The sequence below is a fragment of the Micromonospora sp. C41 genome (assembly GCF_018070485.1).
GTDB classification, from domain to species: Bacteria; Actinomycetota; Actinomycetes; order Mycobacteriales; family Micromonosporaceae; genus Micromonospora; species Micromonospora chalcea.
In genome coordinates this window covers 89,771-110,386 of the sequence record NZ_JAGPXP010000008.1, presented here as the reverse complement: position 1 = coordinate 110,386, position 20,616 = coordinate 89,771, and the positions used below count along the sequence as shown (strand labels likewise).

The window sequence follows — 20,616 nt, the reverse complement described above, 5'->3', positions numbered from 1 at the left end:
CGGGTGTCAGGCGGTCGGCGCGGCGGCGCGGGTGCGGCGGTGCCGGCCGTACCAGGCGATGCCGATGGCCACGCCGACTCCGACACCGAGCGCCGCCGCCGCGACCGGCACGGCCGGCCGCTCACGCAGGCGGCGGCCCAGCGGAATCGGGTGCCGGAACTCCAGCACCGGCCACGAGTTCTCCACCGCCAGCTTGCGCAGCGCCCGGTCCGGGTTGACCACCGTCGGGTGCCCCACGCACTCCAGCAGCGGCCGATCCGAGTACGAGTCGGAGTACGCGTACGAGTCGCTGAGGTCGTAGTCGCGTTCCAGAGCCAGCTCGCTGACCGCCTCGACCTTGCTCGGACCGGCGGCGTAGAACTCGACCTCACCGCTGTAGCGGCCGTCCACCACACCCATCCGGGTGGCGATCACGTCGGTGATCCCGAGCAGCTCACCGATCGGCCGGACCATCTCGTCACCCGACGCGGAAACCAGCACCACGTCCCGGCCGGCGGCCTGGTGCTCCTCGATGAGGGCGGCCGCCTCGGCGTACACATAGGGGTTGATCAGTTCGTGCAGCGTCTCCGCGACGATCTGGCGGACCTGTTCCACCGGCCAGCCCTTGCAGAGCGTGGCCAGGTAGTCCCGCGTGCGGGCCATGGTCTGCTCGTCGGTGCCGCCCAGCCGGAACATCAACTGCGCGTACGCCGACTTGACCACGTCACGCCGAGTGATCAGCCCGTCCCGGTAGAACGGCCGACCGAATGCCAGTGCGCTTGACTTGGCGATGACGGTCTTGTCGAGATCGAAGAAAGCGGCGCTGCGGCCCACGGCGCGAAAGTCTAGCCCGACAGCGGCGCGGAGGCGTCCGCCCAGGGTCATGGAAGTGGATGAGCACCCGCAGGAGTGACGGCGGTCACATCTGATGTGCAAGAAATTAGCTTTGCGTGGACTGAACACCACTCGACGTATAAGGGTCGGCTGCGGCATGCTTGTCCTCGCGACGGGAGTTCACATTCCCGACGCCGCAGGCCTCGGCGGTTGCACCCCCCGTAACCGCTGAGTCGGTTCGGCTCGACCCCCCCGGAGCCGAACCACAAGACGACCCCCGTCTCCCCCCGACGGGGGTCGTCCCTTTGCACCGTGAGCGCTCCGCCGCAGATCACAGGTCATCTCCGTCGCCGTCGAGCAGGCTCCCCGAGGGCGTTTCTCTGGTCGGAGGCAGCAGAGAGGCAGCAGAGCCGTTGAACGCCTCCAGGACGCGGGCGGCGTAGTCGTCCGGGGTGTGGGTGTAGCGGTTGAGCGTCGTCGACGCCTGTTCGTGGCCCATGACCCGCTGCACCAGGTTGATCGGAACGCCGTCGGTGACCAGCCAGGTGGCGTAGGCGTGCCGCAGATCGTGGAAGCGCATCCCGCCGGAAGCCTTGGCCGCCACGCAGGCGACGGCCTCCCGTTCGGTGGTGAACTCGGCCGACCACTCGATGCCCTCCCGGTCCGGCCAGGTCGCGCGGTAGCGGTGGGGGCCGGTGTTGACGACCTGGCCGAGCAGTCCGGCGCGGACCAGCGACGGCAGCCACACTCGGCGCCGGAAGTTCGAGCGTCGGAGTGGCCGGCCGATCCGGTCGCGGAAGACCAGGGCTCGCGGGTCCGGGTCGTCGGCGGCGGTGTGCAGCTCGCGGAGCGCGGCCAGGAGGAAGGACGGTAGCGGCACGGTCCGGACCCCGGCGCGACTCTTCGGGTACGGGCGCAGCACGATCCCGCCGTGCGTCTCCTCGGCCACCTGGACCACGCGCAGCGATGCCCGATCGAGGTCCACCGACGACCACGTCAACCCGGCACACTCGCCCCAGCGGAGCCCGGCTCCAGCAGCAGCGGCGACGATCCCCCGATGCCGAGGCGGGACCGCCGGAAGCAGCCGACCGAAGAAGTTCTCCCGGCTGATCGTGACCGGCTTGACGTCGCGGGACCGGTCACGCGGCAGCTTCACCCCCTCGGCGGGGTTGGTGGCGATCAGCCGCGCCTGTACCGCCGTCTTGAGGATCATCGACAGCAGTTGGTAGCACTTGGCCACGGTGGCGGGCGCGAGGTCCCGACCGAGGCCGGTCACCCACTCCTGCACCGACATGAAGTCGAGCTTTCCGAGCGGCCAGTCACCCCACTTCGGCAGGACGTGCGTGCGGAGCATGGAGACGGTCCGCTCAGTCGTACGCGCCTCGACCGCCCGGGTGGCGAGCCACTGCTGAGCGAAGTCACCGAAACGGGTACGACCAGCGTGCGGGTTTACATAGGTGCCTCGGTTGAGGCGTCCCTCGACCTCGGCGAGGAAGGCATTGGCCTCCCGCTTCGTGCGGAAGCTCTTGGACTTCTGCCCACCGGCAGGATCACGCCAGCAGGCACGGAAGGTACCGGCCGGAGTCTTGCGGACGAATCCCATCAGCACCTCCGGCCATGCTCGGTGCCGGTGGCGGCGGTTTGCTCGGTGACGCCGTCGAGCCAGGCGTGGAACCGGGCACGCGGGATCAGCCAGCGGCCCCCGAGGCGGGTCGCCGGGATGGTCCCGTCGCGGACGAGGGCGTAGGTGCTGCCCAGCGAGATGCCGAGGAGCTTGGCGACCTCCCGGACGGTGTAGGTGACCGGCTCGACGACGACGGTGCCGGTACGAGGGACGAGCCGGACGACCGGGTTGGGGCGGGCGGTGGTGCTCATGACGGGTGACCTCCTTGGTCTGTCTGGGTCAGGCGGCGACCGGCGAGACACTGGCCGGGGTGATGGCGCTGAGTTCGTGGGCGAGTTCTTCGCGGCCGGTGGTTCGTCGTTCGCGGGCGAGGGCGGCGGCGGTGTTGGCGAGCAGTGCGTCACCCGAGGTGTGCCAGCCGACTCCGGCGAAGGTGAGGGTGCCGACGATGAGCGTCGTGTCGTCGTCGACCAAGTCGGTGCGTGGGCCGCTGGCGGCTGGGTGGTCGTGGTGCTGGTGCTCGTGGCGCCGGTAGGCGACGCGGGTGTCGCGTAGGAGCCGGAAGGTGACGGAGTAGCGGCGGGCTTTGGTGAGGAAGTGGCCGCCGTAGCCGAGCATGTGCGCCCATCGGCGTAGCCGGGCGTAGGGGTTGGTCGTCGGCGGTTTCGTCGGTTGGGTGTCAAGGGCGGCTTGACGCGCGGCGGTGCAGGTGGGGCAGGCGGGGTAGCGGGTGTGGGTGCCGCAGTCGGGGCATTCCCAGCGGTCGACGAAGCCGGGCCGGGGCCGGGGTTCCCGTGGCCGGTCGGCTAGTGGGGCCGGTGTGTGGAGCGGTCGGCCGATGCGCCAGCATGCGTCGATGAGGCGGGCGGTGTGGTCGCCGTCGGGGTCGGCGTAGTCCCCGATCGTGTCGGCGGTCAGGCGGGTGGAGGTGTGCCCGGTGGCCTCGGTGCTTTTGGTGGCGTACTTGGCAAGGTAGCCCGCGACCATGCCATCGGTGACCTCCCCGGAGCCGTCGGTGGCGATCGGTTCCAGGTCGACCTGTTCTCCCCAGGCGATGGGCCATCCGTCGGGCCGGTCGGGGTGGGGTGGGGTGTGGAAGGCGATCTGTCGGGCGGCGTGGCGCAGCGCGTCGACGAGGTCGGTGACGGTGAACCCGGCCGGTGGGGGCACGACGTTGTCAGGGTCGGTGGGGTCGACGCCGTCGAGGCGGGCGATGGCGTGGAAGTGCACCGCTCCCCGCGCTTGCAGTTCGGCGACCTTCCCGGGCGACAGCCGCACCGGGGCGACTTTTCGGGTCTTGCCGGAGGCGGTGATCACCTCGACGCGGGGGATGCCGCGGCGTTGGGCGAGTTTGGCGAGCCAGCGTTCGGCGGCTTGTTTGGTGCGGTGCCAGAGTTCGCCGGAGAAGATGTTCCAGACGACCTGGTGGTCGTGGTCGTAGCAGTCCAGGCACAGCGGATGCCCGAGCACCGCGTCACCCTGCTCGTGCCTCGCCCAGCAGACGGCGGGTCGGCCGTGCTCGCACTGGCCGGTGTGGCGGCGGGGGTGGCAGGGTTCGGCGCGGCAGTCGCAGCGGCGTCGGTTGCGGCAGGTGTGCCGCTTCACCTTCCGGGCGTGGACGGTGCCGAACGACGGTGCGGTGAACGTGGCGAACACCGCCGGATGCGATGCCACCGATTCCGGTACGCCTTTGCCGCCGACCAGGCCCGCGCGCAGGAGCTGGAAGGCGTCGCGTTGGTAGGTCTGGGCGCAGGCGGGGCAGACCGTGGCGCGGCGGTTGCCGCAGGCGGTGTAGATCGCGGCATCAGGCATGGCGTCGGTGTGCCGGGCGTCGAGAACACGGCCGGTGGCCTGTTCGACGGTGAGGATCTGTCCGGACAGGCGGATGGGGCGGGTGCAGCCGGCGGCGGCGCGGACGTGTTCCAGCCAGCCGTAGTAGTCGGGTCGGGTGGCGCGTTCGAACGCGGCTCCGGCAGCAGTCCAGCCGTAGACGGGCGCGATGGTGTCGGCGTTCGAGCCCACCCCCCGGGCCGAAGCGCGGGGGGTGAGGTCCAGCGTCGAGGCCATCAACCGGCCACCCCAACGGTGGGGTGCAGGTTGGTGATGGTGCGTTCGATGACAACGATCCGGCAGGCGCCGCACTGGCGCTTGGACGGTTCGTGCCGCCCACAGGGGATCTGGGTGATGGTGTCGCCGCAGCGGATGGTGACCGGGTTGCGGCAGGGTCCGCCGTCGATGACGTCGATGACGGTCCGGCGGATGTCGTAGGGGTGGGGCTCCGGCTCGGCCGGGCAGGTGTGCAGGAGCTGCACGACGTCGACGGTGTGGATGCTCATCGGGCAGCACCGCCGATGGTGGTCAGGAGTTGCCCGGCGACGGGTGGGGTGACGTCGAGGCGGTCGGCCAGCTCGGCCGGAGTGATCGGGTGGCCGGTGGCCTGTTCGTGCTGCACGGCGGCGAAACGCGCCATCGGCAGCAGATGAGAAGGGACAGGGACGTCGACCGGCTCGGCCGGTGCGGCGACGGACTCCGGCGTGGTGGTCGGAGTGGCGACGGGTTCCGGCTCGACCGCCGGGGTCGGGGTTGGGGTGATGGCAGCCGGTGGTACCGGCTCGGTGGCGACCTGCTCGGCCACCTGAACCCGGATGGGTTCAGCCGGGGCAGCCGACGGCGTGGTGGGTTGTTCCGGTGTGGGGGCCGGGGCGAGGACGAGTTTCACCAGGGCCATGAAGGCCAGCGCGGGGACGGCGGACAGGAGCCAGCCGGAGATGCCGGGTTTGGCGACCGCGAGTTGTGCGGCGAGGGAGAGGCTGGCGGCGGCGATGAGCAGGAACAGCGGGTAGCCGATGGGTGCGCCGGTGCGGCGGCGTCGGCGGATGGTTAGCAGGCAGGCGATCGGCACCAGTTCGGAGATGACGGCGTTGGCCCAGCCGAACCATGCCCCGGTGCCGGTGGGGCTGTTGGCGAGGGTCCAGTCTTTGACGTGGGTGAAGGAGGCGGCGCCGGCGAATCCGGCGACGGCGATGAGGATGAGCACCAGGACCAGGCCCTCGATGCGGGGGCCGGTGGTGGTGTGGCGGTCAGTGGTCATGGGTCACCTGCCCGGTGGTGACGGCGCATTGTTCGGCGGCGAGTCCGGCGAGTCCGACGCGGATGCCGTTGCAGGTGGGGCAGTGCTGCTCGGGTCCGGCGGTGCACTGGGTGAGGTGGGCGTCGTGGATGATGCGCAGGCTTTCGGCGTAGTAGCCGGACAGGAACCGTTCGAAGGACAGTTCGCCTCGGGCGGCGAAGTCCCGGGCGATGGCGGTGACGACGTAGTCGTCCGGGGTCATCCGCTCCTGCGCGGCGAAGTTGACGGCGGTGGTGGTGGTCATCGGACGCCTCCCATGTAGGCCAGGGCGATGCCGATAAGCAGGACGACGGCGAAGGTGATCAGGACAGCCATCAGTGGCCTCCGTGGCAGTCGAGGCAGCAGCCGTAGCGGCGGGGGATGTAGTAGGGCTTGATCTGGCCGCAGTCGCGGCAGGTGCGCCGGGCGAGCAGGGCCTTGGCAATCGCCTCCCGCTGGGCGGGGGTGGCGATGCGCTTCGGTTTGGCCCAGTCGAGGCGGTAGAGGTAGGCGATGCGCTTGCCGCGACGCCAGAGGATCTGCGCGACCGCGTGATGCCCTCCGGGGCGGAGTCCGGCGGCGCGGAGCTGTCGGCGGGTGGCCAGCCCGTCGGGGGCGAGCCGGAATGGGTAGGTGGGGAAATCGTCGGCGGGGTTGGCCGGGTCGTAGGTGTAGGTGGTCATGGCCGGTCTCCCCAGCGCTGCTGGGCGGCCTGGCGGGAGATGCCGAGCCGTTGGCCGATTTCGGTCCAGGAGTAGCCGAACTGGCGCAGGCCGACGACGGCGTCGGTGATGGCGCGGTCGAGGTCGGCGGAGAGGGCGACGAGGTCGCGGAGGGCTTCGACGTCGCCGTCAGCGACGCGGCGGCCGTGGGCGCGGATGATGCGTCGGGCGAAGGCGGCGAAGGCGTCGTTCTCGACGACGTCCCGGCGACGCTGCCGGGGCAGATGTGGCGTCAGGGGCTTCTTGACGGTGTTCATCGCGGCTCGCCTCCGTCGCTGTGGAGGCGGTCCCACTCGTCAGCGGCGTTCTCAAGGGCGGTGATGACCTGCTCGGCGGTGCGGCCGGGCTCGTCGTTCCAGGAGTAGGGGGAGATGTGCTCGTCGAGCAGGTAGCCGTCTTCGTCGATGTGGAAGACCGGCGCGAAGTCGTCGAGGTAGTCGACGAACGCGGCGATGGCGGCGAGGTAGGTGATCCGCTCGTCGGTGTCGAGGTCGTACCAGTGGTGCACCGGGTGTCCGGTGCAGGCCATGCCGATGGCTCCGACGGCGCAGGCCGGCGGGGTGGGGGTGTCGGTGGTGTGGGGGTAGTAGGTGCCCTGGTGCCAGCCGTGCCGGCGGAGGTAGAGGGCAGCCATCCGCAGCAGGTCAGCGGGTGTGACCTGATCTGCGGTGGTGGGGTGTTGGGTAGCCTTCATGGCAGCCACGTCCTTTCGGGGCTGTTGGTGGAGGTCGGCGGAACCGGTCTGCTTTCCAGGGCTTGAGCCGGTTCCGTCGACTGCTATCGGGTGCGGAGCCGCAGGTAGCGGCGTTGGCGGGTGTCGTCGCCGCCCATCGGGTGGGGTGGGCCGAGGTAGACGAGTCGGCCGCTGGCCGAGGCGACTTGGACCATCGAGGCGATCTCCGCTGGTTGGGCGACGATCCAGATCTCGACGTACTGGGCGGCCCGCTGCTGGTTGGCCTTGGTGTATGCCTGTTCGCGGGTGGTCATGAGGTGATCTCCCAGCCGGGATCGGTGTAGAAGACGGCGTTGTCGGGGACGGGGTGGAAGGCGTCGGAGCCGCCCTGGCTGATGTGTCCGTCGCGCTTGCCGCAGACGGTGCAGCGCAGGTACTGCCACAGGTGGCCGGTGGCCTTGTCGGTCTCGGTGTCGACGACCTCGATGAAGTCGGCACAGTTGTGAGTGGGCGTGGTCATGCCGCCACCTCGAAATCCACCCGGGTCAAGTCCGGGATCAGGGCCGGTAACCGGCGTGGCCGGCGGATCCAGGCCGCGTAGTCCGCGATCCCGGCGATCTGCGCGTCGGTCAGGTAGGCGACCTTGATGCGCTTCGGGGTGCCGCCTTCGGCGATCAGGTAGGCGGCGCCCTGGTTGGTGGGGGCGATGTCGGTGGCCGAGTAGCCCTGCTCGGCCCAGCCGTGCCCGAGCACGATGTTGGAGGTGTTCGGCGTGGTGCAGCGGAACGCGGCGCGGTAGCCGAACAGGTCCCGCAGCGAGGTGGGGATGATGTCGAAGCTGGGCCGCTGAGTCGCGGCCACCACCGGGATACCGGCGGCACGGCCACGGGCGACCAGGTCGCGGAGCAGGGCGACGAACTCTTCCTGTTCTTGCTTGGTGCCGACGGTGGCGGAGTAGTAGGCGATTTCGTCGACGAGGACGGTGATGACGGACAGGCCGTCGGTGGCGGTGAGCTTGCGGCGGCCGTGGGCGCGCAGCCAGGCGTAGCGGTTGTTCATCACCAGCTGGAGGCGTCGGAGGATGTCGAGGGCGGCGGTGATGTCGGGGCCGATGAACGCGTCGGCGCAGTCCTCCCACTGGCCGAGTTCGACGAGCTTGCCGTCCAGCAGCACCAGGCGGCTGTCGACGGACAGTGCGGCGTGGGCGGCGATGGTGTTGAGGAGGCCGGATTTGCCTCCGCCGGGTTCGCCTCCGGCGAGCAGGTTGCGGTAGGCGAGGGTGATGTAGACGGGGTGACCGAACTCGTCGATGCCGACGAAGATGGGGTCGAACATCGACAGGCCAGGCCCCACCGGAACCCCGGAGGTCGGGGCGGGTGTGGTGGTCATGAGGTGCCCTCCTTGGGCGAGGTGTGGGCGCGGAGAGCCACACGAACGAACCCCGCAGGGCTCTCCGCGACCGGTTGGGTGAAGGTCAGATCCAGTCGGAGACGTCGTCGACGTCACTGGCGGCGGAAGCCGCAGGCTTGCTGCCATTGGCCGAGGGGGTGGCCGGCTTCTTGCCGGTCGGCTTGCCCTGCTGGGTGGGCAAGGTGACGGTGGGCATGTCGACGTCGGGCAGGTCCAGGGCGGTCGGCACGGGGGCCGGGATCCGCTCGGTTGCCGGGGTGTCGGGGTCGATGACGTCGACGAGCGGGGAACCGACCTGAGCGGTCAGCACCTCGCGGCGTTTGATGTCGAACCGCAGGTAGGCGGCGTTACGGTCGGAGGCCCGCTCGATCAGCGCGGTCGAGGCGTGACAGGCCACCGCGATGCGGTCGAGTCGTCCTTCCAGGTCGGCCAGGGACAGGCCGGGGCGCAGGTAGACCCAGACCCGTTCACCGACGGGCGTGGGCTTGGCCCAGAGGATGAGCGGCAGGCTGCCGGACTGGTTGGCGATGATGAACTGCGCGAAGCACACGCGCAGCCGATGCCGGACGATCAGGCACCAGGTCCAGGCCACCAGGAACCGGCGGGACACCGGCACGGCGGCGGGGACGCCGACGACCAGGGCGACCACGATGAGCGTGACCGGGGTCGAGGTGTGGTTGACCAGCTGCACCCAGCAGACGCCGAGAAGCGTGGTGATCCCGATTTCGGGGGTCCACCACCACAGCAGCCGCAGCACCGGCCAGATCCGCACGAGCAGCCAGGCCAGGCCGCCGAGGGGAACCCCGATGAGCGCGCCGACGAAGACGGCGAGGATGGGGTGGATGGAGGAAGCGGCCACCACGGCCGACAGAAGGCCGACGATGACCGCCGTGAGGATGAACGCCAGGCGAGCATTCCTGGCCGATGACCGGTGGACCTTGGCCTCGATCACCGTGATCGTGTTGTTCGACCTGCCGCCGAACGGGCGGCGGGGGCTAGACTTGGACACGACGAGTCCTCCCATACGTGGGTGGATGAGTTGGAGGGCACGGGGTCGGCAGATGTAGGAGTCGGACCGACCCCGCGCCAGCTCTTGCGGGGTTGCCACCACCACGACGTGGTGACCGGGCCGGGAGTACAGGAGTCGGAACCACTCCCGGACCGTTTCTTCACTTGTCAGCGGACCATCAGGCCGCTTCGCGCCTCAGCGCATCGACACCAGAAGCTCACGCAGCACAGGTGAACCGAGGAACCTACTTCGCCGCCGAGGTGCCAGCCTTCGGCTTCAGCGACACGGCACGGAACGCGACGCCGTTGCGCCCGTTGGTCGCCCACGGAATGGCCTCCAACTGCTCGACAGCGACGAGCTGCCCCACCGTCACGCTCGGCTTCTCACCCGCCGTGGTGATGGTGATGATCTCGCCGCCGGTCTCGTCGAGAACGAAGACCTGGGTCGACCACATGAGCCGGCCAGTGTTCTTCTCCGACCGCTGGTTACCGTTCTGGTCGTTCTTCGGCTCCGGGTCCTTCGTCACCTGGACCTGCTTGCTCGCGGTGTCCACGTACAGCTTCATTCGTGCTCCTAAAGGGAGAGGGCTGTTGCCCCGGGTGTCCTTCACCCGTGCGTCTATGAAAGCCCGCATCTCGGATTCTGTGCAGGGTGACGGAGCATGACGGGAGGGGCTGAGCATGGCGGGTAGTGACGAGGGATGACGCACCCCTTGCATCGAGTGTCGAGAATGGGGCATGGTGAAGCGGGCAGACTATAGGCTGCACACCGAATCGGGGACGAGGCATGACGCCACTACGGCAGGCCCGGCAGTTACGTGGGTGGTCGAAAGCGCGCCTAGCGCATGAGTTGGAACGGCGAGCGCAGGGCAGGTGCACCCTCGCTACGCGGACGAGTCTGTTGCGGATGATCTCCGCATGGGAGAGCGGCGAACGAGACGCATCCGATCCGTACCGGTCGCTGCTATGCGAGGCGTACGGGCAGAGCGCGGACCAGTTGGGGCTCGGCGGCGGCACGGACCGTGCCCGGTCAGACATTGGTCTGGTCTACAGCGCCTCGCTCAACCAGGCCGCGTCGGCGCTAAGTGATCTGTCGCGCTTCGACGAGATGAAGCACACGGCGGTGATCCTTGGCAAGTACGCGCCTGAAGCGCTGAATGCGGCATGTCTCGACTGGTTGTTCGGCACGGCGACGATGGACATTGCGGGCGAAGGTAAGCCGGTATCGGCATATGACGTGGATGAAATTAGGGCCATGACGGCTACCTTTGATGGCCTCGACCGTAGATTCGGTGGAGAGCATTGCCGAATGATGGCGGTTCGCTACTTGCGCGAGCGCGTTTTGCCGCAGGTGCGGGCTCCGAAGCCAGAGAAAGTGGAGCGAGAGGTCTTTAGCGCTACCGCCGTTCTCTGCGAGCTGGTCGGGTGGATGGCCTACGACACGTCGCGGCACTCGCTCGCTCAGCGCTATTTCACGCAGGCATTGCGTTTCGCCGAGGCGGCAGGTGACCGGGCATACGCCTCGTACGTGTTGACGAGCATGGCAGACCAGGCGTTGTACTTGGGGAGGCCGGATCAGGCACTTCGGCTTGCCCAGGTCGCACGAGACGCGAGCCTTCGTGCAGGCGCGCCAGTTGTGGTCACGGAGGCATCCGTCTTCGAAGCACGGGCCTACGCGGCCCAGGGTGACGAGGGGGGATGCAGGGCAGCTCTCAGCAGGGCAGAGGAAAGCTTCGGTCGGATTGCCCCTCAGGATGGACCCGACTGGGCGAAGCACTGGGGTGACGTGCTGTTCGCGAGTCACGCCGGAACGTGCTGGATCGACCTAGGGCGGCCGAAGGAGGCCCGGCCGCTCATGCAGGCTGTGTGGGACAGTGGCAAGGACCAGGCGCGGCGCCGGGTCTACGCAGCTTCGCAGCTAGCTCGCGTGGCTCTACTGGATGGAGACATCGAGGAAGCCACGGTCCTGGGCACGACAGCCATCGAATCAGCCGGTGGTCTAACGTCGCATCGCTCGCAGCAGCAGCTGAAGCAGCTGCGGCAGCGGCTTGTTCCCCATGCCCGCCATGCAGCCGTCAAGGAGTTCGAGCAACGTGCTGACATCCTCCTGGCAAGCTGAGGTGCCGGCCGTGCACGCCGGCACGATTCAGTACGGTGAGGCTGTGACGCTGGCTGACGACCTCTCCGCCGAGGGCGAACCAGAACGCGAGTTCAACCCTGGCATCGCTCAAAGGCTCCCGCGGAAACGGGTAGCCGGCGGAGCGCTCATCCGTGACCGAGCTGGACGGATCCTGTTCGTAGTGCCCGGTTATAAGCCCTTCCTCGACATACCGGGCGGCATCGCCGACGCTGACGAGTCGCCGTTGGCTGCCTGCCGTCGAGAGATCCAGGAAGAGATCGGGCTCGACCTGCCGGTCAGCCGGCTACTGGTAGTCGACTGGATGCCGGCCCACGGCGTTTGGCTAGACGGGCTGATGTTCATCTTCGACGGCGGCCAGCTCGAAGACGAACAGGCGCAAGCTCTCAAGCCAACCGATGACGAACTGACGGGACTCCGCTTTCTCCGTTACGAGGAGGCGGTGCCTCACCTGCGCCCGTCGATGGCCCGGCGGGTCCAGTCGGCCTTGGATGCCCTCGCGGATGGCCAGCCTCGCTACGCCGAGTTCGGCCGATCCTGACGGGTGGCGGCCGGCCGCCGGCGAGTCGGTTCAAAGTTTCTGTACGTCTTCAAGGCGGCCCTGAACGGGCCGCACGCGCCGCCGCCTGGGCGCGCGTCCGTCGCTCCGCTGGCGCTCCGACTCCGGCCACGCAACACGCCCGGCGGCTGGCGCGGAGGGCGGGTAGCCCGGTAGGCCGCCGCATGACGACAGCAGCGTTGACCGGGGTGTGGTGGGCCGGCTGCCGGCCGGGCCGCGCGGCCACGAGCCCGCGCGGCGAAGGGAAGCGCACGCCGGCCGCAGCGGCGAGGTGGCGGCGGTAACGGGGTTGCGGCTACTGCGCCTCCGGCGGGGGCGCTCCGGCTCCAGGATGGCCGGGATCCGTCGGCGGGTCACGGTCCGTGGGTAGTTCCGGTAGGCCATCCCGTCTGCCCTCGACCCGGGCAAGCCGAGCAGACCACCGCCCGTCCCGCCAGCGTCCGAACCTGCGTCAAGGTCCGCTTGACATGGCGGGACGGACGGCAGCCCGCTCCCCAGAAGGGCGGGTCGACGGCACACGGGATGGCAGCACGGGATAACTCCTGGAGAGTCAACATGAAGACCGACACAGGGCGCCGCGACTTGGGGGCAGCCTTTCACCCGCTGCATGGATATCCTCGATGCAAACTACGGAGGGGGCAGCGTGAAGCCTGAAGATGACTGGTTGTTTCTTGGTGACCCCGACGTTGAGGACGGCCAGGTCGATGAATATGACTTGACCTCGACCCCCAATGACTTCAACGCCTTGACGATCTTCAGCTTCATCGAGTCCGGCGCTGTCAAAATTCCGGGGTTCCAGCGGCATTTTGTCTGGGACATTAAGAGGGCCTCGAAGCTTATCGAGTCCTTGATAATCGGCCTTCCTGTGCCTCAGGTCTTCCTCTATGAAGAGGCGAGGAACAGATTCCTCGTGATTGACGGGCAACAGCGCCTAATGACGATCTATTTCTTCATCAAGCAACGGTTCCCGAAGAAGGAGGCTAGGCCGCGTCTCCGGAATGTCTTTATGGAGCGAGGCGGAATTCCTGATGAGGTCTTGAGTAATGACGACCTCTTCGAGGATTTCGCGCTGAAGCTCCCGGATCTTAGCCCCGGCAGGCCCAACAAATTCTCGGGTCTCACCTATTCTGATCTAGACGACTACAAAACACAGTTCGACCTGCGCACGATTCGAAATGTTGTGGTCAAGCAGGTCAAGCCGTCCGGCGGCAACTCGTCTATATACGAGATGTTTAGTCGGCTGAACACCGGTGGCATAAATCTTACTCCGCAAGAGATCCGGCTCAGCCTCTATCACTCAAAGTTCTACGACCTTTTGACGAGACTAAACCTGGACTCCCGGTGGCGGCTTCTGCTCGGGCGACCGGAGCCCGATCTCCACATGCAAGATGTGGAGGTCTTGGCGAGGGCAGTGGCCATGTGGCGCGACGGGTCACAGTACAAGCCTTCCATGGTTCGCTTTCTTAACCAGTTCTCGCATGTAGCGCAGAAGTTCAACGAGGAAGAGCTGGCTACTATTGAAAGCTACTTCAACTGGTTCTTGGACAGCGCCAGGGAAGTTGCTCCCAGCGCATGGCAACGACAATCGAAGTTCAGCGTCCCAATCTTCGAGGCGGTTTTCGCCGCGTCTTGCTCTCTCCGGGACAAGGGCCAGCCGGTGGCTCTATCTTCCGCGTTGGTCGAGAAGATCAAACTGGATCCCGTGGTACAGGATTCATCACAAGAGAAGACAACGGACACTGGGAATGTGCGGAATCGGCTGAAGAGGGCATTGGAGCTCGTCGCAGCGGCAAACGAGTCGAGGTAAGCCCGTGCCAAAAGAGCATGTCGAGCGGCTATACCAGGACCACGTGGCAGTCATGGAGTATCTCCAAGAAGCCCAAGAGATCTCGTTCCTTAACACTCTTGAATCTGGTATTCCAAAGATAGTTCTCTTGGCCGCCGCTAGCGACCTAGAAAACCGTACACAGGAGACGCTAACCACCTACTACGAGACGTGCACTCAAAGAGCCGAGTTTGCGGTTTCCTTTGTGACCAACAAGGCGCTTAAGCGTCAGTTCCATACCTTCTTCAAGTGGGAAGACCGAAACGCGAACCAGTTCTTTGGCTTGTTCGGGCCGAGGTTCAAGAGAAAGATGCGGCTCGCCATAGAAGCAGACCAGGCGCTTGCGGCATCGATCAAAGACTTCTGCGAGATTGGCGACCTGCGAAACCAGTTAGTCCACCGCGGCTATGCGACTTTTCTGCTAGAGAAGACAGCCGCCGAGGTGTACGGTCTATATGAGAGTGCCTTGTACTTCCCTGACAGACTGAGGAACCTTCTGGAAGAAGAGGAGGCCGAAGAAGGTGCCCTCTAAACTCTTGATGGGCCCAGATCTTGCCTACGCGCCGCATCAATCTTTGCGACATCATCTACTGCTTGCAGTAGGTCGTCGTGTTCCCAAATCCGGATGACAAGCCATCCAGAACTTCGCAGGGCCTCCGTCTGTGTTCGATCCCATTCTGCTGTTCGAGCCAACTTTGGGCTCCAATACCACTGATTCACTCTTGGCTGCCGGCCGTGCTGAGGACACGAGTGCCAAAAACATGAATCGTAGAAGATCGCGATCCGTGCACGTGTGAAGGCGACATCTGGACGTGCTTTAAGGTTAAGCGGTAGTCGAACTAAGAGATCCTTCCTGAACCGGAGCCCGCGAGCATGCAGAAGGGATCGCAGCCGTACCTCAGGTTTCGTATCTGTTCGTCGGATCGCGCTGAGGTTCCTCGACCGCCCAGCCGAGGATGGAGAGGGCCGCAACTCCTTAAGGCCTTGGATTTTTGTGGTATCCATAACTCTTAACCTGTGACTTCGCCGCCAGCAGCCAGCCTTGCAAGCCAGCCGTCCAAGCCCTCGATTCTGCCGGAACTAATGTACATCTTAGACCTGGCCATGCCGCCTTTGCTCCTGTCTGGACCGGGGGCAGCATAAGCGACCAAGGGGCCAGCCGGATTAACGTGCACCACCGTCTTAAACAAGGGGTGCACCTCGCGCGTCCGCTCACAAACGGATGCCAGGCGAGCTGGATCGAATTCATTTGTAAGTAGCACATAGTCGAATGGCTTATTTACCGACTGAAGGTCAGTATAAGCTGCGTGCTCATTCGGGAACTGCTTTTCCCGGTCGGTGCGGAACGACCACTTGCAGGTGATAAGAGAACGATGGTTATCAGACTTCCTGACTAGTGCTAAATCCACCTGCTGAGCCTTGTCCTGTCCCCGCGGCGGGTAGAAGCCGGGAATGTCATGCAAGACTGGCCTTACCATGATGTTGTACGACGAAGCGACCCCCGGAATCCGATGAAGGATTGCGGCGAGGGTGTCTTCAAATCCTTCGCCAACGAGATTTTTTCGCTTGTTCTCTTGGCCGACATACGCCCGAACGCTTGAGGCCAGTGCCCTGAGGGTTGCCAAGTCGGGCGCTTCCCGGAACCACGGCCGAAGGTACTGGTCGACCAGGTCAAGGAACTCTGGATCTTCTCCTGGCAGTGGAAGGTCCTCTGGAAGATAAACCTTCCGCTGGTCCTCGGCGTTTCTGGCATACTTTTCGCGCTGGCTTGCTGCGAAGGCCGTAAGGTCGCTGGCTGCCCAAGTGAACAAGATATCTATCTTCTCGTTCAGTTCCCTGGGCGAAATCTCGAACTGCTTCGACAGCCAGATATGAAAGGCCAGCGACCTGCCATACCAAGGACGACCAGGTTGGCACTTATCCGACTCGTAGCAATGAGCCAAACCAATCGTTGGGTCGATCCACATTAAGAGGTGGTATACGTGCCGCCAAGCGTTGTCCGGTGTTACTGGCTCGCGAGAGTCGAAATAACGGTCCAAGAGACTGCGTCGATTCTCCTGCCCGAATGCATACTTAACGAGTTTGCTGGGCTCGACGTTTGCGGGAAGTTCGTCGATCACTGGGGGTGTCTCCCGTTGCTGACTGAAGTAGACGGGACGACATTGCTTGGGCAGCAGCGTATGCAAGCAAGGGGGGCACAGCGTTGCCAACCTGCCGATACTTCGAATGGGCGGCCCCGCCGTCCATTCGGCCAGGGATTAGCCCGCGTCGCTGATCCGTCGTAAATTGAAAGTGGTCAGGGAAAGATTGGAGCCGTGCGAACTCGCGAACGCTGAGGCACCGATGCGCCGAATAATGATACACCGAATCGGCCTTGGTGTTTAGCGTCCAGGCCCAAATATCCGGATGGAGTCGCCGGTAGGCATAGAAATGGCGCCGGCTAATGCGGCCTGAGCCATTATGAGGCCCCCACTTGTCGCCGGTAAGATATCGTTCAAGGAGTTCTTCGGGGAGGTCTCGATAATTTCCTCCTGCGGGGATGGCCTCTAGCCGCATTACGGTGTCGGCGCGCACTCGGGGGACACTTACATTCGTTAGACCCGAGCTGCTCAAATTGTCGCTACGCATCAGCTTCTGATAGGAAGAGTCGGCTTCCGGAAGTTCGTACTCCAGGACGTCCTCACGACGTCCTGGAGTGAGGTAAGCCAGATCGCTGATCGCCTGAGAAGCCGTCACTGCTGTCGAATCGAAAGGATCAGCAAGTGCGGCTCCGAGGTCAGTGCCGAGTTGTTCCCGCGCCTGCAGGAGGTACCTCGTCGGATTGTCTGTTCGCCGGGCGAGCTGGACTAGTGTGGTAATGCCGGTACCCGTAAGCGTCGGGGGGTCCAAGTTCAGGTCACGTCGAACACCAATGAACAGGAGACGCTTACGTGTCTGAGGGACTCCGAAGTCGGCAGCATCAACGAGTTGGGGAAGCACGACGTACTCCCCTTCGAGCGATAGATCCTGCTGGACCTGCTCGCGGACCCCCATCTGGGCCATCCCCGGAACATTCTCCATAAGGAACGCCTGTGGCTTGACCTCTCCCACGATTCGAACAAACTCGCGGTAGAGACTGTTGCGGGGGTCGTCGATGATGCGGCTGTGATTACGTACCTGCGAAAATGCCTGACAGGGCGGCCCGCCAACTACGACATCAACGCCGCTAGCTGCATCGAGAACCCGTGCCCGTATGTCCTCGTCACGAATATCGCCTACTACAGGTGCCGCGTCCCGGAAGTTGGCGCTGTAGGTCGCCATTGCATCTGGGTCAAAATCGCTGCCTGCAACAATATCGAAGCCTGCCTGCCGAAAGCCTTGCGACAAGCCACCGGCGCCAGCGAATAAATCAACAACTCGCAACGGACGGGCATGGCGTGGCTCGTTGGACGCTCGACTTCGCTCGCCCGCTCTGCTCGTCATGTGAGCCCATCCTCACGTAGGGTTACCGGAGGGATCTCGCCCATCACCGGGTGAACCTTAGCTGACCCGACTGACAACGTCTCCTTGCCGCGCACCTTGACAGTCAAGTGCGGGCTAGTTCATTGGCTCCTCGGGGGCAGCGGAGTTGAGCCGTTGAGGTTGTGATCTCGACAGCAACGCAAGCTCGTCGACGTGGGCTGGCGGGCGGCACCAGTGCCCAGCCGGCGTCAGTGCTCCTCCGCGGGGTCCACGCGGGAGTTTGCTCCACGGAATCTCGTCGATGATAAAGAGGTGAGTGTGACGACAGCCGGGGCTGACTGCGACGAGCTCACAGGTCAGCCCGGCGTCGAACTACGCGGCGATGAGGTTCTTACGGCGGCCCTTGTTCCACTCCCTCAGCATCAGCTGGTAGCACGTCGTGACGCGCGAGCCGGTGCCGGTGTTGTGGATGCCTCCCGAGGAGGCCACCGTGTGCACGTCCCGAACCCAGTGGAAGGCCGGCTTCTTGCCGAGCTTCCTGGCGAGCTCGCTGTCGTTTACGGCGTCGCCGTGGCGGCCGAGGAAGGTGCTCAGCCCTCCGAGAAGGACACCGTCCCATGCGTCCTTGGATCGGCCCCACGCCTCTTCGGCCACGCTGAGCGTTCGGTCGAGAGTTTCTGGACCGAAGGTGTCAGTGATCCGCAGAACTCCTGCGACAGCTCCCACCGAGTTCGTCGAGCTCGACCCGAGCCCAAGTCCGTGGTTCTTGAGTACCGCATCGGTGTCGACGAACAGCGGCAGGCCGGCGGTAAGACCGACGTTGTACTCGTCCAACGCGTTCGGCTTGTTGGACTCCCGGTTCTTGATCAGAAAGAGGATGGCCTCCTCCTGCTGGGTCAGCCCGTAGTGGACCTCGCACGTGATATTCGGGATGCCCGCCAGCTCACATGCCCGCCGCCGGTGCATGCCATCGACGATGAACCTCTCACCGGTGGCTCGCTCCGACACCACGATCGAACCGACCGCTTCCTTGACGAGGTTCGCGGCGATTCCCTGCGCGCGCTTTTCGTTCAGAGTCCGCTGTGCCTGGGGGTCGACCTTCAGATCGCCGACCGCGACCACCACGCCATAGTCGACGTTGTGCTCGGGAAGCACGTAGGGGTACCTGCTTCGGGCCATAGCTCCGCCCCTCTTTCTGCGCCACGTTCAAAGGGAAAGTCGGCTTGATGCCTAGTAAAGGGATGCAGCGCACAGCCAATGTGACACAGCAGACGCGGAGCAACAAGCCCAACCCGACGTAGGGGCCTACTCAGTGTTACCGGTCTTGATCGTTCGGAGGAGCAGGTGTCGTCTGGAAGGGCCATCCGCAGAGCTTTCTGTGCAGTAGATCAAGGTGGGCAACGTCGCGGACATGCTCTAGATCGGGCGTTCGAGCCGTGAAAGCCCACCCCGTAAGGTCTCTGCACCGCACGGATCAGGGCTGGCCGGTGTCTGCACCGCCAGAGAATGCCGGCAGAGTGAGCGGGCCTGCGGCCCTGTACTAGCCGACATGATCGAGCGAGTAGCTGTTGACAGCAACGGCGACAGCAACGGGCGGGGACGAGAACGGCCGGCAGCGGCCGGACGGGAGCAGTCGTCCGAGGTCGCGAACGCGGACAGACAACGTCAGACAGCTCGTACAGAGCTTGTAAGCGAGACGTCCGCGCACGCCTGCGGCACGCAGGCTTTCGCTCTACCAGGGCTGCGCCCAGCGCGACGACATTTCGGCGGCCGTGAGTCAGTAGCCGAGGATCTACGGTGTTGCCTATCAGTGCGAGGATCGGTTGGTCATGGATCCGCTTGTCACCCCCGCCGCAGCCACTGCCGTCCTGGGCAACGCCTCCTCGCTGTTAAAGGCTGTCGCCAGTGCGATACCACCTGTGCAGCGGCGCAGCCGCGCCAACCGCGAGGAGCGCCGCGCCGCGTACCTGGCATTTCAGCGGGCGTCCATGGACTCAATGACGTGGGCTCAACACATGCTCGGCCTGGAGGTAGCTGTGGCCACTCGCCTTCAGATGGTCCAGATGCAGCCCACGCTGGTACGTGAGCTGGGTTCGGCCCGCGCCTGCACGGCAACCATGCTTGGCGCATTGTCTGAGATTCGCATGGTGGGCAACCCGGCGCCACGCAAGGTGGCCGAGGAGGTGGCCACGCTAATCGGCCACCTGTACGAGACGATGCCCGTCGGACGGCCGGCCCGTCATCATCAATGGGCGCTCGCTCAGGCCGACTCTCGGCCCGAGCTCGCCGACCTGATGCGGAAGTCGGCGTACCTTAGCTACCGGCTCAACAGCTTGCGTGCGGCTCAGACCCGCTGGCGACAGAGGAGCGCGGAGTTTGAAGAGTGCCTGCGCGCGCTGGGCATTGCCCAGCGTGACTTCGTCCTCGCCGCACGCGACGATCTCGGTCAGGGGCGACGCTGGTGGCAGCGCAGTCGCACCGAACGAAAGCGCTGGTACCAGTTTTGGCGTCCGTGCCCATGGCCGGGGGGTTGGCCTGGGCCAGACGCGCAGGAGCTGATCGCACGCGTGAGGGTTGGTCAGTGAGACCACAAACCAAGGCCCTAATTGGCTGCGCATTGTTGGCGACGGTTGCAGCCGTGCTGCTCATGGTGGTCGTGTCGCGTACCTATCACCCACCGAGTGGGCAAGAGCCTCCCAAGGTCACCGACTGGATGCAGGGGTGGAGCAGCGTCGTCGGTGTCATTGCGGGCCTCGGCGCAGCCATTCTCACAGCTGGTCTCTTACTCCACGAGGTGCGGCAGGCGGCGATCGCGCGCCGGGAGGCTGTCGAGGCCAGGGCCGAAGCTACCCGAGAGCGAGCCGAGGCTGCTGCGGATCGTGCGCGAATCGAGCAGGAACGCCTCGATGCCATGAAGGCTCCTGCTCGGGCAGTCTTCACGTCCGGGCTCGGGTTTAGCGGGCGAGTAGACTTCGGATACCTCAGCAACCTCAATGTGACAGTTTCAAACTATGGTCCTGGTCATATCCACCGGGTTGCGGTCAAAGTGGTATCTGCTCGTGACGAGGCTTCGCTCAACCTCATCCAGGTGATTGGACCGGGCGGCCAGGCGGCAAGCGCAAGCAAGCACTTCCATCCGGATGCTTTGTTGCCAGGCATCGCGGCCAAAGACGGAACGCGCATAGAGGTCCGCTTCATCGATGTCAACGGCCGCTCGTGGATTCGCGTCGATAACGGCGAGCCTGAGGAGTGCCCGGACCCCTGGTAGTCATCGAGCGAGACGGCGTCGAGTGCG

25 protein-coding genes are annotated in these 20,616 nt (G+C 65.3%); 6 read left to right on the top strand and 19 right to left on the bottom strand.

Going from position 1 to position 20,616, the window contains the following annotated elements:
* Positions 1-6 precede the first annotated feature (6 nt).
* From KBX43_RS11735 to KBX43_RS11665, 15 genes are all read right to left on the bottom strand, one after another.
* Positions 7-813: an HAD family phosphatase gene (locus KBX43_RS11735; protein WP_043327262.1), complete on the bottom strand. Its 807-nt coding sequence runs from the start codon at positions 811-813 to the stop codon at positions 7-9.
* Between the two features lie 331 nt (positions 814-1,144).
* A complete protein-coding gene (locus KBX43_RS11730; protein WP_247677331.1) occupies positions 1,145-2,416 on the bottom strand; it encodes a tyrosine-type recombinase/integrase in 1,272 nt (423 codons plus the stop codon).
* Positions 2,416-2,688 (bottom strand): helix-turn-helix domain-containing protein, encoded by a 273-nt coding sequence (locus KBX43_RS11725; protein ID WP_210884402.1) that lies wholly within the window; start codon positions 2,686-2,688, stop codon positions 2,416-2,418. The genes KBX43_RS11730 and KBX43_RS11725 overlap by 1 nt, the downstream gene beginning before the upstream one ends.
* Before the next feature lie 28 nt (positions 2,689-2,716).
* Entirely contained in the window at positions 2,717-4,504 is a 1,788-nt protein-coding gene (locus KBX43_RS11720; protein ID WP_210884400.1) for a replication initiator, read from the bottom strand.
* Positions 4,504-4,773 carry a hypothetical protein gene (locus tag KBX43_RS11715; RefSeq protein ID WP_210884398.1) on the bottom strand — a complete coding sequence of 90 codons (270 nt, stop codon included), beginning with the start codon at positions 4,771-4,773 and terminating at the stop codon, positions 4,504-4,506. The genes KBX43_RS11720 and KBX43_RS11715 overlap by 1 nt, the downstream gene beginning before the upstream one ends.
* On the bottom strand, positions 4,770-5,528 hold the full coding sequence (locus tag KBX43_RS11710; protein ID WP_210884396.1) for a hypothetical protein: 759 nt from the start codon (positions 5,526-5,528) through the stop codon (positions 4,770-4,772). Before KBX43_RS11710 ends, KBX43_RS11715 begins: the two co-directional genes overlap by 4 nt.
* Entirely contained in the window at positions 5,518-5,811 is a 294-nt protein-coding gene (locus KBX43_RS11705) for a hypothetical protein (RefSeq protein ID WP_210884394.1), read from the bottom strand. Before KBX43_RS11705 ends, KBX43_RS11710 begins: the two co-directional genes overlap by 11 nt.
* Before the next feature lie 70 nt (positions 5,812-5,881).
* Positions 5,882-6,229 carry an RRQRL motif-containing zinc-binding protein gene (locus KBX43_RS11700; RefSeq protein WP_210884393.1) on the bottom strand — a complete coding sequence of 116 codons (348 nt, stop codon included), beginning with the start codon at positions 6,227-6,229 and terminating at the stop codon, positions 5,882-5,884.
* A complete protein-coding gene (locus KBX43_RS11695; RefSeq protein WP_210884391.1) occupies positions 6,226-6,525 on the bottom strand; it encodes a hypothetical protein in 300 nt (99 codons plus the stop codon). The genes KBX43_RS11700 and KBX43_RS11695 overlap by 4 nt, the downstream gene beginning before the upstream one ends.
* Entirely contained in the window at positions 6,522-6,962 is a 441-nt protein-coding gene (locus KBX43_RS11690; protein ID WP_210884390.1) for a hypothetical protein, read from the bottom strand. The genes KBX43_RS11695 and KBX43_RS11690 overlap by 4 nt, the downstream gene beginning before the upstream one ends.
* Positions 6,963-7,045: 83 nt before the next feature.
* Positions 7,046-7,255 (bottom strand): hypothetical protein, encoded by a 210-nt coding sequence (locus tag KBX43_RS11685; RefSeq protein WP_210884389.1) that lies wholly within the window; start codon positions 7,253-7,255, stop codon positions 7,046-7,048.
* Complete coding sequence (locus KBX43_RS11680) at positions 7,252-7,461, bottom strand: hypothetical protein (RefSeq protein ID WP_210884388.1); 210 nt, start codon at positions 7,459-7,461, stop codon at positions 7,252-7,254. Before KBX43_RS11680 ends, KBX43_RS11685 begins: the two co-directional genes overlap by 4 nt.
* The gene (locus KBX43_RS11675) at positions 7,458-8,330 is read right to left on the bottom strand and encodes an FtsK/SpoIIIE domain-containing protein (RefSeq protein WP_210884387.1); all 873 of its coding nucleotides are present in this window, start codon (positions 8,328-8,330) and stop codon (positions 7,458-7,460) included. The genes KBX43_RS11680 and KBX43_RS11675 overlap by 4 nt, the downstream gene beginning before the upstream one ends.
* An 85-nt stretch (positions 8,331-8,415) precedes the next feature.
* A complete protein-coding gene (locus tag KBX43_RS11670; RefSeq protein WP_307851508.1) occupies positions 8,416-9,309 on the bottom strand; it encodes a hypothetical protein in 894 nt (297 codons plus the stop codon).
* Positions 9,310-9,604: 295 nt separating this feature from the next.
* Positions 9,605-9,925: a hypothetical protein gene (locus tag KBX43_RS11665; RefSeq protein ID WP_030500671.1), complete on the bottom strand. Its 321-nt coding sequence runs from the start codon at positions 9,923-9,925 to the stop codon at positions 9,605-9,607.
* A 341-nt stretch (positions 9,926-10,266) separates the two neighbouring features.
* Between KBX43_RS11665 and KBX43_RS11660 the strand changes: the two genes are divergently transcribed.
* The 4 genes from KBX43_RS11660 to KBX43_RS11645 all read left to right on the top strand — a co-directional run bounded on the left by KBX43_RS11660 (position 10,267) and on the right by KBX43_RS11645 (position 14,412).
* On the top strand, positions 10,267-11,478 hold the full coding sequence (locus tag KBX43_RS11660) for a hypothetical protein (protein ID WP_210884378.1): 1,212 nt from the start codon (positions 10,267-10,269) through the stop codon (positions 11,476-11,478).
* 43 nt (positions 11,479-11,521) lie between these two features.
* Positions 11,522-12,037 (top strand): NUDIX hydrolase, encoded by a 516-nt coding sequence (locus KBX43_RS11655; RefSeq protein ID WP_307851504.1) that lies wholly within the window; start codon positions 11,522-11,524, stop codon positions 12,035-12,037.
* Between the two features lie 625 nt (positions 12,038-12,662).
* Positions 12,663-13,862: a DUF262 domain-containing protein gene (locus KBX43_RS11650; protein WP_210884376.1), complete on the top strand. Its 1,200-nt coding sequence runs from the start codon at positions 12,663-12,665 to the stop codon at positions 13,860-13,862.
* A 52-nt stretch (positions 13,863-13,914) separates the two neighbouring features.
* Complete coding sequence (locus KBX43_RS11645; RefSeq protein ID WP_374226002.1) at positions 13,915-14,412, top strand: HEPN domain-containing protein; 498 nt, start codon at positions 13,915-13,917, stop codon at positions 14,410-14,412.
* Here the strand turns inward: KBX43_RS11645 and KBX43_RS11640 are convergent.
* The 4 genes from KBX43_RS11640 to KBX43_RS11625 form a co-directional block, all read right to left on the bottom strand.
* Positions 14,409-14,885, bottom strand: a complete 477-nt coding sequence (locus KBX43_RS11640; RefSeq protein ID WP_210884372.1) for a very short patch repair endonuclease — start codon at positions 14,883-14,885, stop codon at positions 14,409-14,411. The genes KBX43_RS11645 and KBX43_RS11640 overlap by 4 nt on opposite strands.
* A 5-nt stretch (positions 14,886-14,890) precedes the next feature.
* Positions 14,891-16,000, bottom strand: coding sequence for a hypothetical protein (locus KBX43_RS11635; RefSeq protein ID WP_210884371.1), 1,110 nt, complete (start codon positions 15,998-16,000; stop codon positions 14,891-14,893).
* Entirely contained in the window at positions 15,954-17,342 is a 1,389-nt protein-coding gene (locus tag KBX43_RS11630) for a DNA cytosine methyltransferase (RefSeq protein WP_210884370.1), read from the bottom strand. The genes KBX43_RS11635 and KBX43_RS11630 overlap by 47 nt, the downstream gene beginning before the upstream one ends.
* Positions 17,343-17,693: 351 nt before the next feature.
* Positions 17,694-18,500 (bottom strand): ParB/RepB/Spo0J family partition protein, encoded by an 807-nt coding sequence (locus KBX43_RS11625; RefSeq protein WP_210884369.1) that lies wholly within the window; start codon positions 18,498-18,500, stop codon positions 17,694-17,696.
* Positions 18,501-19,150: 650 nt separating this feature from the next.
* Here KBX43_RS11625 and KBX43_RS11620 point away from each other — a divergent pair.
* A complete protein-coding gene (locus KBX43_RS11620) occupies positions 19,151-19,906 on the top strand; it encodes a hypothetical protein (RefSeq protein WP_210884368.1) in 756 nt (251 codons plus the stop codon).
* A 53-nt stretch (positions 19,907-19,959) separates the two neighbouring features.
* On the top strand, positions 19,960-20,589 hold the full coding sequence (locus KBX43_RS11615; RefSeq protein ID WP_210884367.1) for a hypothetical protein: 630 nt from the start codon (positions 19,960-19,962) through the stop codon (positions 20,587-20,589).
* The last annotated feature ends 27 nt before the right edge of the window (positions 20,590-20,616 follow it).